Genomic DNA, 14,933 nt, shown 5'->3' on the forward strand with positions numbered 1-14,933 from the left:
ATGAGCGAGTGCATGGCCGCGGGACGCCGTGCCGCCGTCTCCAGCGCTATGAGCCCACCGAAGCTCCAGCCGAACGGGTCCAACCCCTGCTTCGCGTTTTCAGTGGCGACGATCTCGTCCAGCATGCGGTCCGGTCGTCGATCTCGGTGCGCGCCGAGTAGTCCGCGCCGAGCTCACCGCTGGACCGCCGTCCACCCCGGTTCAGCCCGCAGACCGGTCCGGCCGGCTCCAGGACGTCCACGACGGGCTGCCACGCGGCGGCGTCGGCCATGACCTCCGGCACGTTCCGGCCACCCGGGAGGCTCCCCGGCCGGTGGGACAGCGCTCGTAATCCGGCGGAGGCGGTGTGACATGCGGCGACCCGAGCGTTCAGGGCGTCGGTGGCCTCGATGACGTGGTTCTCGACGGTCCCGAGACCACGGACGCGGACGTGGCCATGGCGGCGCGCACCGCGCGGGCCGAGGTGCGGGGCCGGCGCGCGGGGTCGCGCTTCGGACATGGGTGAGGGCCGGGGGTGTCCTCCCGGCCCTCACCGTCAGATGCCGTGTGTCGGGGGATGGCTGCGGTTCACGACGTCAGGGAAGGGTCCACTTCTGGTTGGGGCCGCTGTGGCAGGTCCACAGGTGGACGGCGGTGCCGTCGTTCCAGGTGCCGCCGGAGGCGTCGAGGCACTTGCCGGACTGCGGGTTGCGGATCGTGCCGTCGGCCTGCGGGGTCCACTTCTGTGCGCCGGTGCCGTTGCAGGTCCACAGCTGGATCCTCGTGCCGTCGGCCGTGGCGCCGCCGGAGATGTCCAGGCACTTGCCGAGGGCGCGCAGGGTGCCGTCGCCGGGCAGCGTCCACTTCTGGGCGGCGCTGCCGTTGCAGGTCCAGATCTGTACCTTGGTGCCGTCGGCGGTCTGGGCGTTGTCGACGTCCAGGCACTTGCCGTTGACGCCCTTCACCTCGCCCGAGCGGGGGTCGGGCTGAGTGCCGCCGCCCTGCTTGATGCGGATGTTCCGGAACGACACCGAGTCGCCGTCACCGTGGTTCTGCAGGCCGACGTGGCCCTGCCTGAGGCTGCGCACCGGGTCGGTGTTGGTGAAGTCGTTGATCTTGCGGGCGTTGAGGAAGATCTCCAACCGCTCCCCGGTGACCCGCAGTTCGTAGGTGTTCCACTCACCCGGCGGGTTCAGTGCCGCGTCGCGCGCGGGGAGGTCCGCGGACTTGAAGCCGTAGACCGCCCCGGTGGTACGTGCCGCCTCGTCGGTCGCGTCGATCTGGATCTCGTAGCCGTTGTCCACCGCCGACCACGGGTCGTCCGACGCGGGGAAGCCTATGAAGACGCCGGAGTTGTCGTCGCCGTCAGCGCGCCAGTCCAGTTTCAGCGAGTAGTCGCCGGTGAACTCCTTCGCGGAGTGCCACAGCATGCCGAGCCCGCCGTGTGAGGTGAGGGTGCCGTCGGTGAGCGTGAACCCGCCGGGGCCCGCCTGCTTCCAGCCCGCCGTGCCCGAGCCGTCGAACAGGGACGTGTAGCCGGTCTCGGGACGGCAGTCGGCCTCGGTCATGCCGGCGGCCCAGCGGACACCGCCGAGCAGATGGCGACGGAAGGCGGGTTCACTGTACGACTCGTCCGTGTGGCCGCCACCGGTGTAGAAGGCCCGGCCGCCCTGGTAGTCCTTGCACCAGGCGATCGGATGGTCGCCCGACATGGTGCCGCCGGAGTAACTCGACTCGTCGAGCGCGGCCAGCACATGGGCTGTGGTCCGCGGGTTGGTGCGGTAGTTGTACCACTCGTCGGTGCGCTGCCAGGTGCCGCCGAGGTGCGCGGTGGCGTCGTGCGCACGGTCCTCGACCTCGACGGTGGCGGACTGGGTGGCCGGATGGGAGTGGAACAGCGCGCCCGCCAGACCTTCGTAGAAGGGCCAGTCGTACTCCGTGTCGGCGGCTGCGTGGATCCCGACGTACCCCCCGCCGCCCTGGATGTACTGCTCGAACGCGGTCTGCTGGGTGCCGTTGAGCACGTCACCCGTGGTCGACAGGAAGGCGACCGCCTTGTACTGGGCGAGGTTGCCGGGGGTGAAAGCCGCGGCATCCTCGGTGGCGTCGACGGTGAAGTTGTTCGCCGCGCCGAGGTCACGGAGCGCCGAGATGCCGTCGTCGATGGAGGAGTGGCGGAAGCCCGCCGTCTTGGAGAACACGAGGATCTTGTAGGCCGGGTCGGCTGCCGCCTTCGCCCGGGTGACGGCTTGGGGCTGGTCCACCGGACCCGAAAGGGCGACGGACTGCGACGTCAGGCACAGCGCGGCGCCGGCGAACAGACCGAGGAGCGCCTTGAATCGATTACGCATGATGGGTCGCCTCCTCTCTACGGAAGGGTCCACTTCTGGTTGGGGCCGCTGTGGCAGGTCCACAGGTGAACGGCCGTGCCGTCGTTCCAGGTGCCGCCGGAGGCGTCGAGGCACTTGCCGGACTGCGGGTTGCGCAGGTCACCACCGGACTGGGCCGCCCACCGCTGGGCTTCGGTGCCGTTGCAGGTCCACAGCTGGATCCTGGTGCCGTCGGCCGTGGCGCCGCCGGAGATGTCCAGGCACTTGCCGAGGGCGCGCAGGGTGCCGTCGCCGGGCAGCGTCCACTTCTGTGCGGCGCTGCCGTTGCAGGTCCAGATCTGTACCTTGGTGCCGTCGGCGGTCTGGGCGTTGTCGACGTCCAGGCACTTGCCGTTGACGCCCTTCACCTCGCCCGAGCGGTCGGAGCCGGAGGTGGTGAGGGAGTACTCGTCCACGTCGAACAGCGAACCGCTGCCCCCCTTGAAGACCAGGTGCAGCGTCGTGGAGCCGGAAGGCTGGTTGCTCAGGGCGGTGGTCACGTCCTGGAAGGTCTCCCAGCCGCCGGTCACCGGCACGGTCGCGGTGCCGAGCAGGGTGCCGGTGGGCGACCCGGCGCGGACCTCGATGGTGCCGCCGGTGCCGCCGGAGGAGACCCGGGCGGTGAACCGTGTGGCGTTGGCGAGGGCGTAGGGCTTGAAGGAGATCCAGTCCCCGTTCTCGATATGGCCGACCGTCCTGCCGCCGTGCGCCGGGGCGTGGCTGACCACCTGGACGCCGAAGGAGTCGCCGTAGTGCTCGGCCTGCCGGTGGCTGGGCTGGGTGACGTGCTGGTCGTGCGTGGTCAGCGCCGGCTGGCCGTTCGCGCCCTCGTCGGTGTACTCGGCGTCGATGACGCCGAAGATGTTTGCGTTGGGGTCGTGTTCACCGTCCGCGAGCGTCCGCAGGGTGCCGGAGCAGCCGGTGGCCGACGTCTGGGGATGTCCGTGGCTGTCGTGCCCGACGATGAACGTGACTTTGACCTTGGTGCAGTCGATCGTGCCGTCCTCGGGATCGGTGACCGTCACCTTGAACGGGATCGCGGCGCCGAAGTCGTAGATGCTTCCGTCGGCGGGAAGGTCGAGCCTCACCGTGGGAGCGGTGTTGCCCACGGTGATCTGGACGGATGCCGTGGCCGACTTCCCGGTCGTGTCCGTCACCTTCAGGGTGGCCGTGTACTGGCCGTTGGCGGTGTACGTGTGCGAGGGGTTGGCAGCGGTGGAGGTGGCGCCGTCGCCGAAGGTCCAGGCGTGGCTCAGGGCGTCACCGTCGGCGTCGGAGCTGCCGGCGGAGGAGAAGGACACCGTCAGGGGAGCCTTCCCCGAGGTCACGTCGGCCTTGGCCTGGGCCACCGGGGCGTGGCCGTCCGTGACGTGTTCGATGCGGTACAGCGCGGAGTTCGCGTCACCGTTGAAGTAACCGGTGCCGTAGTCGAGGACGTACAGGGCGCCGTCCGGGCCGAAGGCCATGTCCATCACCTGGGTACCGCTCCAGGGGAAGGCGTTGATGGACTGCACGGTCCCGTCACCGGAGGCTTCGATGCGCTTGATCCAGCGGCGGCCGAACTCGCCGGCGAAGAAGTCGCCGTCGTACTCCTGGGGGAACTTGACCTGGGAGGAGGAGGCGGCGTCGTAGCGGTAGACGGGTCCGCCCATGGGCGACTCGGAGCCGTTGCCGAACTCGGGTACGGAGGCGCCGTCGTACGGGATCCAGGCCGGTTGCGCGGGCGGCAGGTCGGTGAGGCCGGTGTTGCGCGGCGAGGTGTTCTTCGGCGCGGAGCAGTCGAACCTGGCGCCCGAGGAGCCGCCGGCGAAGTCGTAGTCGACGTAGGCGTCGTTCCTGCCGGTGCAGTACGGCCAGCCGTAGTTGCCCGCCTTCGTGATGCGGTTGAACTCGACCTGGCCGGCCGGGCCGCGGGAGGCGCTGGCCGTACCGGAGTCCGGGCCGTAGTCACCGAGGTGGACGATTCCGGTGGCCTTGTCGACGCTCATCCGGAAGGGGTTGCGGAAACCCATCGCGTAGATCTCGGGCCGGGTCCTGGCCGTGCCCGGGGGGAAGAGGTTGCCCGACGGCACGGTGTACGACCCGTCGGCGTTGACCTTGATGCGCAGCACCTTGCCCCGCAGGTCGTTGGTGTTGCCCGACGAACGCTGGGCGTCGTAGGCGGGGTTGCGCGAGGCGCGCTCGTCGATGGGGGTGAACCCGTCGGAGGCGAAGGGGTTGGTGTCGTCGCCCGTCGACAGGTACAGGTTGCCCTGCGCGTCGAAGTCGATGTCGCCGCCGACGTGGCAGCAGATGCCCCGTGAGGCGGGGACGTCGAGGATCTTCTTCTCGCTCGCCGGGTCGAGGGTCCCGGCGCTGCTGAGGACGAAGCGGGAGAGCCGGTTGACGCCGTCGAAGGGGGCGAAGTCCGCCGCCGACCCGTCGGAGGGCGCGTCACCGCCCGGAGTGCTCAGTTTCGGGGCGTAGTAGAGGTAGACGAACCGGTTGGACGAGAAGCCCGGGTCCACGGCGACGCCCTGCAGGCCCTCCTCGTCGTGGCTGTACACGTCGAGTCTGCCGGCCACCTTGGTGGTGCCGGCCGCGTCGGTGAGCCGGACGGTGCCGTCCCTGGAGGTGTGGAGCACCGAACGGTCCGGCAGGACGGCGAGCGTCATCGGCTCGCCCATCTCGGCCACCCCCTTGGCGAGCGTGACCTGCTGGAACTCGGCGGCGGCAGCGCGGGGTGCCGCCTCGGGGCCCGCCGGAGCGGCCGCGGCTGTCCCGGGCACCAGGCAGCCGACGGCACACACCAGCGCCGTCACAAGCGTACGAACGAGTCTGGGTCTGACCACTTTTGTGCGCACAGAAGTCTCCCGGGAGGGTGGGGGACGGCAGGCCGGTGTCGGGTCCGCCGGGGGAGCTCAGGCGCGCGCCGTCGCGCCGTCGAGCCGGTTGCATGTGCATGACCGGTTCGATGCAAGGAAGTTAGCGGCCCAGTTTCGCGGGCGTAACCCCTTTCGCATCGGATCCCGATACTTTTTCCATGATCAGGACAAAGTGGGAGATCGAGTCGGCTGGCGAGGCCTCCGGTTCTCGGATCTCGTCCTGCGGCACTCTCGGCACCGGCTCGACCGCCGCCGGGCGTCGGCCTGTTCGGAACGAGAAGCACCGGATCGACAGGAGCGGCATGCTCCGTCGAGCCGGACAGCCGCGAACGGTCCTGCAGACACAGGGAACCGCGCACAGATGCTCCCCGAGAGCGGCGGCCTACGAGCCGCGCCGGCGCGGGCCCACCGCACTCCGAGGCCGGCGGCCGCGGGCGCCGGTGCCACGCTGTGACTGCCGTGCCGGGGAAAGGGTGAGCCGATGATCCGCAACGGAAGACTTCGACCCGCGTGCTTCTGCTGTCCAGCGTTCCCGTCGAAGCGAGGATGGAGCGCAGTGCGCTCAGGCGGTGGCCACGACATCGACGACGACCAGGCGCGAGGACGGCGGAGATCACCGCGCATCCCACAGATCCCGCCGAGCGCCGTGCTCACATCCGACGACCCGCGACGCAGGTGAGCCCGGCGTACGGCTGCGCTGCTACCTGGACTTGCGGCAGCCGGTCGGCTCGGATGCGCCGGCCCACGTGCCGCCACAGGTCTTCGCAGAGGTACAGCGACGACGATCGCCTGTCACGTGGTGCGGTGCCCGGCCGGTCGTCGCTGTGCGGCGCGTTCCACGAACGGCGCCAGTCCGCTCTCGGGGTGCAGGTACACGTGGCGGTGGGCGGCGTGGACCTGCACGGCGTGAGGCGGTCGACGAAGGTCTGGGGGACGGCCGGGCCGGCGGCGTCTTCCTGCCATGCCGCTTTCCGCCAGCCCGAGTATCTCGCTTCCCCGGGCGTCACCTGTGTTGAGTGGGCGCGTCCCGCTTTCTCGGTTCTTCGAGGAGAACGATGAACAGACGCACCACCTGGCGTACCGCCGCCGCTGTCGTGACCCTGGCGGTGGGCTTGGTCGCGTTGCCGGCCCAGGCACACGGCGCCACCTCCGGCGACCTGAACCCGGCTCAGGCGCAGGCCCTGGAGCAGCGCCTCGAATCACTGCTGCCGGACGGCGCGGCCCGGGCCGAACGGCTCCAGGCGGAGCTGGGCGTGGACGACCTCGTGCCCGGCGAGGTCATAGACCCCGCCGACTACCAGTGCACGACGACCACCCCCGTCCGTGACTGGCTGGCCGCCCTCACCGAAGGATGGGACGCCTCCGACCACGGTGTCGCGACCATCTTTCAGCAGGTCGTGCTGCTGAACGCCGTCCTGTTCCCGGACGAGGCGGGTGACGACTTCGGGCAGCAGGGTGAATTCACCACCCCCATCACCCGCACCACGCGCGATCTGCGTTCCTTCTGGGACGTCGACGGCAACCGCGTACGGGTGGTGCCCATGCACTCCGACGTGCTGCTCGACCGGACGCGCGTCGCACGCGTCTTTCAGATCGGCTTCGGGTTCGACGAGGCCGTCTCGACCCAGCTCGCGAACGCGGTGGCGACCCTCGCCGACCAGGACAAGTTCGAGCACGGCCGGCATCCGCTGTTCACCTTCAACGCGTTCGCCGTCGACGGCTCCGACCTGCCGGGCGTCGGAACGGTCCCGCCCGAGATCGTGATGGGCGACGGAGTCCTCGAGGGCTTCCGCGCGGTCGGTCTGGACGACGTGGCTCCCCAGGCGATCCTGGCCCACGAATACGGCCACCAGATCCAGTACCAGAAGGGCCTGTTCACGAGCGACCTCACCGGCGCGGAAGCCAGCAGGCGGACCGAGCTGATGGCGGACGCCTTCGGTTCCTACTACCTGACCCACGCGCGGGGCGCGTCCATGCAGTGGAAGCGCGTGCGCGAGTTCTCCCAGGTCTTCTTCCAGCTCGGCGACTGCTCCTTCTCCCTCTCCAGCCACCACGGCACACCGAACCAGCGCCTGCACTCCGTCGAGTGGGCTTACAGCGTCGCCGAGGACGCTCAGAAGCAGGGGCATGTCCTGCCCTCGCTGGCCTTCGCGGCCCAGTTCGATCAGGAGCTGCCCCAGCTCACGGAACCCGACGCCTGACCGGTGCTCCAAGGCGGCGGCAGGCCCCGCACCGCAGTGTCCCTGGTCACGTATGCCTCACGCGCCCGGCGCAGCGGTGATACAACGTGCTCCATGGGCCCCCTGCAAGCTCTCGGCCTGTCCGCCGCCGCAGAGCGCACCTACCTTGACCTTGTGGAGTGCGGCGAGTGCGTCGTGAGCGAACTGGCCTCCCGCATGGACGTTCCCTCGCACGATGTGGCGAGCGTCCTGGAGGAACTGCACACCATCGGGCTTGTCGAGCGGCGGGACGCCGAAACGGTCCTTCCCCTCCCGCCACGTCTTGCCATGGAGGCCCTCGCTGAACGCCGCTCCCGGGAGGCGGCCGCGGCCCGTGACAGCGCCGAGATCCTGTCACAGGTGTGGAGCCGCAGCTTCGGTGAACGTTCGGACTTCGAGCTGCTGCCCTCCCATCAGGCGGGCCGCCGGGTACTGGACAGCGTCCAGCGGTTGGCGCGGGAACGGGTACGAGCCATGACCCTCGGCAACCTCTCAACAGAGGGCCACAAGATCGTCGACGGTCTCTTCGACGCCCTGGCACGGGGCGTCGAGTACCAGGTGATCTACGGGGCGCGTGTCCTGCACGACCAGCAGGCCCTGCGCATGGTGCAGCAGTGCGTCGACGCCGGTGAGGAAGCGCGGGTGTTCGCGCATGTGCCCATGAACATCACGCTTGTCGACGACCGCTGGGCGCTCGTCGCGGCCCGCGCACCCCTCGTAGGCAGGCCCCATGTTGCCGCGGTCGTCGTGCACGACTCGCCTTTCCTGACCGGGCTGGCCGGAGTCTTCGACGCCTTTTGGCGCATGGCCGTGCCGATCACCGCCGCCGACGCGGCCGACCGTGACGCACCCGCCCGGACCAAGCAGTTGCTGACGTACCTGAGTGCCGGTCTGACCGACGAGGCGATCGCCCGGGAACTGGGCGTCAGCGAGCGGACGATCGCCCGGCGGATCAGCAGACTCCAGGAACTCCTCGGCGCCCAGACGCGCTTCCAGCTCGGCCTCCAGGCCTCCCGTCAGGGCTGGCTCTGAGGGGCTTCACATTGCAGAGAACGGGAAGGGAAAGCGCCGAGGCAGTATTCGGCCTCGTTGGCGAATCGAGGCCCCTTGACGCTGCGTTTACGTTTCTTGATATGGGTCAAGAGTTTTTGCTGGAGAACGTTTCCTTCGTTATCCCGTCAGTCGAGGAGTCAGTCGAGTCGGGGGAGGCGAGGAGGCTGCCGGCGGATATCACGGTGAGGGTTGAAAGCGACGGAAATTGGTCGGCTTGGGTGCAGGTCAAGCCGCCTTACCAGGCGCAGGAGTCCGACAGGTTCCAAGATGCCGGCATCGAGTACCGCGGGTTTCACTACCCAGTCACTCGGCATATTCCGGGTGTCTGGATCAATGGATTCCAAGGCGGCTTCGCGTGTCGCGTCCACGGGGTCGGCGCTCCGCCGGATCCCCCACAGAACCCCACTACGATCCGGCATGCGCGACAAGCGGGGAAACGCTTCATCGAACGCTTAGGCGAACGTTTCAGGCGGCGCGGGACATAGAGCCGAGGGTTTCGAAGCCGCCGGGAGCCTGCTCGCACAGTTCCACGACAGAAGGCCCTGCGCGAGGGAGGTCCGGAGTACGTCCTGCTCGACGACGCTCGCCGCGTGCGACCGGGGCGGCGATGGCCGGGCCGACTACTCGGCGACAGCACCGCAGGCAAACTGGTGCAATCGGTGGCGTTGCCGCCGGTGACCACCAGCGCGAGCGGGCGGCCGAAGGCGTCAGGCTGCTCAAAAAGTCTCACGACCGTCCGAGCGCCCGAGCTCCCATTTCGGGCTCCGGCTGCGTGGTGGCGGGTGCGCACGATCGTGCAGTCGACCGACACCAGCCAGTCGATGTCTCCGACCGCGGCCGCCCTGGCCGGCTCCGCCTGAAGCATCCGCGCGAACGTTCAGGAGCCGAGCGCGAGCGTGATCGACTCCGAGTCCGTCAAGGCGGACACCGTCGACACCCTCGGCCCACCTGCGCGGGAGCAGGGGTGCGCAGGGCGGCGGGGTCTGGTGTCTCAGCCGTTGTGGGTCCCCTCTACGCCGTATCGGGCGAGCATGGTCAGCACTGCTTGGTCGACCGCGTTGGTGATGGCGGTGTCGTCGGGTTCCCAGCGTGCGAGCAACATGCGCGGCCAGAACACGTAGTTGGAGATCATCCCGAGGAATTGGGTCGCCGCCATCTCCGCATCGTCGAGCCGGGCTGCGCCGGCGGCGTTCTCGGCTGCCAGGTAGCGGCGGACCGATTCGAAGTAGGGCATCTTGCCGAGCTTGAACTGGGTCTCGCCGAGTTCGGGGAAGCGTGGGACCTCGGCGATGACGATGCGGAAGAGGGCGGCCATGCCGGGCTGGGTGAGCAGGGCCGCATATCGGCGTCCGATGGTCTCCAGCCCGGCGCGGAGGTTGCCGGGTTCGGGGAGGGGTGCCTCCCCGTCGTCGACTTTCCAGTGTTCGGTGACGATCGCCTCGAACAGGGCCGCCTTGGTGGTGAACTGCTTGAACAGAGTTGCCCGCGACACTCCGGCCGCCTCTGCGATGCGGGCCAGCGAGGTGCCGTCGTAGCCCGAGTCGAGGAACAGCTTCGTCGCTGCCTCGATGATGGACGTCCGCTTCTGCGCTGCCACGCGCCGGTGGTACTCCGAAGGCTGTGCCGTCATGCCCTCCAGTATGCCCTCCGCCCCGAGGTGAGTCACTTGACTCACCTCTAGTCCTGTTCCTACCGTGAGTGAGGAGGCGAGTCACTCGGCTCACCATTATCCAAGCCTGAAGGGAAGCAGCGTGGAACGCCGTTTTGAGGGTCAAACCGTCATTGTCACCGGCGGCAGCGGGGGGATGGGCAGCAGTCATGTGCGGGGCTACCACGCCGAGGGGGCGAACGTCGTCATCGCCGGCCGCGACGAAGACGCCGGCCGCGATCTCGCTGCTCAGCTCGGCCAGCGGGCTCTGTCCGTTCGCCTGGATGTCACCAGCGAGGACGACTGGGTGGCACTGGTGCGAGAAGTCGAAGACGAGTTCGGGTCGATCACCGTCCTGGTGAACAACGCGGGCATCCAGAACCCGGCAGCCCCTATCGAGAACACCGAACTCCGCACCTGGGAACACACCTTCGGCGTCAACGTCACCGGCCAGTTCCTCGGCATCAGAGCCGTAGTTCCGTCGATGCGCAGGAGCGGTGGCGGGACCATCGTCAACATCGCCTCGACCATGGCCCACGTCGGCACGGCCTTCTACGCCCCCTACACCGCGAGCAAGTGGGCCGTGCGCGGGCTGACCAAGACGGCCGCGCTGGAACTGGGGCGGGACAACATCCGGGTCAACTCCATCCACCCCGGCGTCGTCTCCACACCGCTGATCAACGAACCCACCGCCGCGGGCCAGCCGGCCATCGCCGACGTCTACTCGCCCGATCCCTTCGCCATTCCCCGGCTCGCCGAACCGTCCGACATCACCCGCCTGTTGCTCTTCATCACCTCCCAGGACGCATCGTTCGCCACGGGCTCGGAATTCGTCCTGGACGGGGGCCTGCTGCTCGGCCCTGCACTCCCACCCGAATCCGACGTCGCAGCTTGAGTCGGCATCGCAGCACCGAGCGTGCAGTCGCGGACGCCCATCGGGACCGGGACAGGCTCCTCGCCGGCCAGGAGAAGCAGAACGCAAAGCGATGCGGATGCCGCTGGGGGAGACTGCCCAGCCACCGCGGCCGCCCTGGTGCGATGCGCACCCGGGAGCAGCAGGCGTCAGGCGCGAAACCACTCCCCGGCGTGACGCGTGAGCCCTACGTGACGTCTCGCTGCACGAGAGCCGCGCAAGAACCCCCGGGGCACGGGGTCGAGAGGCGCGTCTCGGTCCAGTCGACCATCAGCCGTCGCTCGGCGGACATTCCATCGTCGCCGCCCTCCTTGGCGCATTCGTCGAGATAGCGGATGGAGGGATCATGAGCGTGCGCTGCCCGTTCTTGTCGTCCTGAGACGTGGTGGGCCGGGCCGGGCTTGTGCCAGGGTGCCGGCTTGCGCAAACTCGGCCCTCAGCTTCGGCTCGTCGTTGCGCGTCCGCGAATCAACGACCGGAGAGCCGGGCCGGAGGAGTGGACAGGGTTCTTCGTTGTCGTCCCTCGTCCGTCTCGGCTGATGGGCAGCGCGTGTCAGCGTGTCGCGTCGGGCGCTGCCTTCGCGGCGGGCTGGTCCAGGGCTGCCACCAGGTGGCCGAGATCGCGGCGGTGGGAGCCTGCGTTCCACACAGCCCAGGTGCGCCGGACGATGGGGTGACCTACCAGTGGGAACCAGGTGACGGAGTCGGGCAGGGGCTGGGACCAGCCCGGGGGTGCCAGGGTGAAGGCGCGCCCGGCGCTGACGGAGGCGAGTTTGACCTCGGCGATCAACGGCTGCCCGTCGGGGACTTGTGGACCTGGGTCGATTCCATGGCTGCGCAGGATGGCGGTGAGTTCGTCGTACCAGGCGGGGCTGCCGGAACGGGGGAAACCGACCCAGGAGAGTGTGTTCAGCGCGTCCAGGCGGATGCCGTCGGGGCCGGCCAGTTCTGCGGCACGTTCGGCCGCGAGCAGAACGCCTAGGCGCTCCTCCACGACCAGCACTGCGTCGAGTTCCTGCCCCTGGGGGCGTTCTCGTAGCAGGCCCAGCTCAAGGTTGCCCTGGTGGAGTTCCGTGACTTGCGCCGAGGTGGACAGGTGCCGGGCTTGGACCCGCGTGTCGGGGTGGGCGGTGGACAGTTCGAGCAGTGCCTTGGACAGCAGGTCGGCGGGTAGCTCAAGGGGAATGCCGATCCGAAGCGTGGTCGCGCTCTCCCCGGTGCGCGCGGTCATGACCGCAAGGGCCTGGTCGTAGCGGGCCAGTACGGCACGGCATTCCGCGAGCAGCGTCAGGCCGGTGTCCGTGGCCTGCATGCCCGTGGAGGAGCGGATCAGTAGCTGCTGACCGAATTCGCGTTCCAGGGCGCTCATGGTCTGGGACAGGGCGGGCTGGCTGATGTGCAGCCGTCGTGCCGCCGCCGACAGGCCGCCTTCTTCCACCACTGTGACGAACGCACGCATCGCTCGGATTTCCATGCCCCCATCGCATCACGAGCAGCCGGCGGCGCGGTCACGCGCGTTGCGCGGCCCCACGGCGGTATAGCTGTCCGTGAAGCGCGGTACCGCCGGTCTCGGCAGGGGGCCAAGACGGTGCGGGCGCCGCCGAAGCGGTCCGCACGAACCCGGCCAGGGCTCGAGGCGCGCGGCGGCAAACCCCTGCACGACGCCATCACCGATGCTTATGACCGCCCTCGGCAAGCCCTCTGGCCAGGCGCTATGCATTCCGCTGCGGCAGGAGTTGAGTAGGGGCACAGGGCGGATCGACCGCCCGAGATCACCTCAGGAGCCATCCGTGTCTCAGCAGACCCCGTCCTACTTCACCGCGTTCAAGAACCTGGCAATGAGCCGCACGGACTCGGGTGTGCTCACGCTGCGTTTCCACACCGACGCCGGTCCGGCCACCTTCACCGGTGAGACGCACACTGACTTCCCCCGTGCCCTGTTCGAGATCGGTGAGGACCGTGACAACCGTGTTCTGGTCCTGACCGGCACGGGCGACCGGTTCATGACCGACATCGACGGTGCCAGCCTGGGCGATATCACCAAGCCGGCCCAGTGGGACCGCACGCTGGCGGAGGGCCGCCGCGTGCTGCAGCGCCTGGTCGACCTGGAGATGCCCGTCATCGCCGCGGTCAACGGTCCCGTGTCCGTCCACAGCGAGTACGCCCTGCTGGCGGACGTCGTCATCGCCGCCGACACGACCGTCTTCTCCGACTTCCCCCACCTGACCTTCGGCATCGTCCCCGGCGATGGCATCCAGATCGCCTGGGAAGAGGCCCTGGGCGTCAACCGCGCCCGCTATCTGACCCTGACGCAGGGCTCCTTCACGGCCGAGCAGGCCGAGCGCTGGGGCGCGGTTGCCGAGGTACTCCCGCTGGAGCAGGTCCTGCCCCGCGCCCAGCAGCTCGCAGAGGACCTGGCCGCCAAGCCGCAGCTGCTCACCCGCTACCTCGCCGTCACCCTGCGCCAGCGCATCAGCCGCCGTATGGCCGAAGGCCTTCAGCTCGGCATGGCTCTCGAGGGCCTCACCGCTGCTGACCTCGCCTACCAGCAGCAGTGAGCGAGGATGTGACGGCACCCTCACCCCACTGATGCGGCCGGCAGCTTGTCGGTCTGGCTCGAGCCCTCCACGCAAGCTTCCGCCGCTTGGCCGACACCGTTGCTTCCCTGTCCGAGCGGGAGCTGGAACAGCCCTCGACGGCCGACGGGTGGAGTATCGCGCAGGTGTTGTCGAAAGAAACTGCAAGGTTCCCCCGAAGGACACCCGGCCTGCGGCCGGGCTTTGAAGCACAGGGCAACGCACCTTCCCTGAGCACGCCCTGCTGCTCCCGGCGGGAGCGGTACCGGGTCTTCGCGGCTGCCAGGGTTGCGGCCGACCTGACCTGGTGACGATCGTGCCGGTTCGTCGCCGGGCGGCTGGCTTGCCGGCTACTGGTCGGGGTGGACGGCTTGGACGCCGGTTCCGGCGTACGTCTTGGGGGTGAGGGTGAGCAGGTACCGTCCGCCGGGGTGGGCGGGCAGGGCGGGCGGCGTGGATGGCGTGGACGGCGGCCCAGGAGTGCCCGAACCGCAGCAGCTGGGTGGCAGTGACCGCGGCGTCGGTATCGAACGCCTCGATCCGGATGAACCGCAGTCCCTTGATGTAGCCCAGCAGGCCGGGCCGTTCCATGTCGCCGGCCGTCAGGGAGAGCACCGGCGCGTACAGGTCACCGAGTCCGCCGGAGGCCTGGACGTAGAAGGCGGCGACGGCCTCGTTGAACGGGTCCTTCACTGCCCATCGACGGTTCCGGTCGGATGCGAGAGTCGAGCACCGGGCGCCGGGAGGGGTGTGGCTGGTCTCCGTGTCATCGGTTGGATCGCCGTCGCCGCAGTCGGTCAGACTGAGTGCCCCTGCGACCGCAGCCAGCGGTGCACCGTGTCCTTATCAGCCGGTGTGATCCGGACGCCGCTTTCGACGTGAGGGCCCTCATCCTCGTTGAACGCCGTGTCCGTGACACGTGCGGTGACCCAGGTGGCCAGGTCCTGTGCAGCCGGTTCAGGGAGGGAGCCTTGTTCCCAGCCGGCACGGGCCTCGCCGGCGGCATCATGGTCGTGACGTTCGGTCTCGGCCAGCCATGCCCTCACCAACCGCTCTACTGTCCCGCGCTGCTGACCGCCGATCTGCTGCCTGTCGTTGTCTTCCATACCGTCCCGAGTGCCCGCCCCCGCTACCGCCTCCCTTCTGCACTTCAAACTGTGGGCCTGGGCATGAACCTGATCCGAGCGGTTAGAGGGGTGAGCGCTGGCTGAGGGAGGACCGTGACCTGGGGAGGTCGCGCGGTCCCTCCCCCCTCGTGCCTTCGTCGGCAGCAGGCAGCGCACAGCCCGGTGCCTTACGCGGCCGTGCCACG

At 69.1% G+C, this 14,933-nt stretch carries 9 protein-coding genes and 1 pseudogene; 5 read left to right on the plus strand and 5 right to left on the minus strand.

Annotated features, from left to right (window positions below; all coding sequences use genetic code 11):
• Positions 1-575: 575 nt before the first annotated feature.
• Together ACIGAQ_RS29420 and ACIGAQ_RS29425 are read right to left on the minus strand one after the other, a co-directional pair.
• Positions 576-2,330, minus strand: a complete 1,755-nt coding sequence (locus ACIGAQ_RS29420) for a lectin (protein ID WP_399788064.1) — start codon at positions 2,328-2,330, stop codon at positions 576-578.
• 17 nt (positions 2,331-2,347) lie between these two features.
• Positions 2,348-5,149 (minus strand): lectin, encoded by a 2,802-nt coding sequence (locus ACIGAQ_RS29425; RefSeq protein ID WP_399788067.1) that lies wholly within the window; start codon positions 5,147-5,149, stop codon positions 2,348-2,350.
• Between the two features lie 632 nt (positions 5,150-5,781).
• Here ACIGAQ_RS29425 and ACIGAQ_RS29430 point away from each other — a divergent pair.
• From ACIGAQ_RS29430 to ACIGAQ_RS29440, 3 genes and pseudogenes are all read left to right on the plus strand, one after another.
• Positions 5,782-5,928: pseudogene (locus ACIGAQ_RS29430) on the plus strand (DUF6207 family protein); the annotation flags it as partial.
• Between the two features lie 339 nt (positions 5,929-6,267).
• Positions 6,268-7,413 carry a hypothetical protein gene (locus ACIGAQ_RS29435; RefSeq protein WP_399788070.1) on the plus strand — a complete coding sequence of 382 codons (1,146 nt, stop codon included), beginning with the start codon at positions 6,268-6,270 and terminating at the stop codon, positions 7,411-7,413.
• A 93-nt stretch (positions 7,414-7,506) separates the two neighbouring features.
• Complete coding sequence (locus ACIGAQ_RS29440; protein ID WP_399788073.1) at positions 7,507-8,463, plus strand: helix-turn-helix domain-containing protein; 957 nt, start codon at positions 7,507-7,509, stop codon at positions 8,461-8,463.
• A gap of 1,012 nt (positions 8,464-9,475) precedes the next feature.
• Here ACIGAQ_RS29440 and ACIGAQ_RS29445 read toward each other — a convergent pair.
• Positions 9,476-10,114 carry a TetR/AcrR family transcriptional regulator gene (locus ACIGAQ_RS29445; protein ID WP_399788076.1) on the minus strand — a complete coding sequence of 213 codons (639 nt, stop codon included), beginning with the start codon at positions 10,112-10,114 and terminating at the stop codon, positions 9,476-9,478.
• Between the two features lie 121 nt (positions 10,115-10,235).
• Between ACIGAQ_RS29445 and ACIGAQ_RS29450 the strand changes: the two genes are divergently transcribed.
• Positions 10,236-11,027 carry a glucose 1-dehydrogenase gene (locus ACIGAQ_RS29450; RefSeq protein WP_399788467.1) on the plus strand — a complete coding sequence of 264 codons (792 nt, stop codon included), beginning with the start codon at positions 10,236-10,238 and terminating at the stop codon, positions 11,025-11,027.
• Positions 11,028-11,598: 571 nt separating this feature from the next.
• On the opposite strand, the gene ACIGAQ_RS29455 is transcribed toward ACIGAQ_RS29450, so the two are convergent.
• Positions 11,599-12,504 (minus strand): LysR substrate-binding domain-containing protein, encoded by a 906-nt coding sequence (locus tag ACIGAQ_RS29455; protein WP_399788079.1) that lies wholly within the window; start codon positions 12,502-12,504, stop codon positions 11,599-11,601.
• 331 nt (positions 12,505-12,835) lie between these two features.
• On the opposite strand from ACIGAQ_RS29455, the gene ACIGAQ_RS29460 reads away from it, so the two are divergent.
• On the plus strand, positions 12,836-13,603 hold the full coding sequence (locus ACIGAQ_RS29460; RefSeq protein WP_399788082.1) for an enoyl-CoA hydratase/isomerase family protein: 768 nt from the start codon (positions 12,836-12,838) through the stop codon (positions 13,601-13,603).
• A gap of 815 nt (positions 13,604-14,418) precedes the next feature.
• Here ACIGAQ_RS29460 and ACIGAQ_RS29465 read toward each other — a convergent pair.
• Positions 14,419-14,727 (minus strand): hypothetical protein, encoded by a 309-nt coding sequence (locus ACIGAQ_RS29465; protein WP_399788084.1) that lies wholly within the window; start codon positions 14,725-14,727, stop codon positions 14,419-14,421.
• Between the last annotated feature and the right edge of the window lie 206 nt (positions 14,728-14,933).

The organism is Streptomyces sp. NPDC085932 (genome assembly GCF_044540525.1).
GTDB classification, from domain to species: domain Bacteria; phylum Actinomycetota; class Actinomycetes; order Streptomycetales; family Streptomycetaceae; genus Streptomyces; species Streptomyces levis.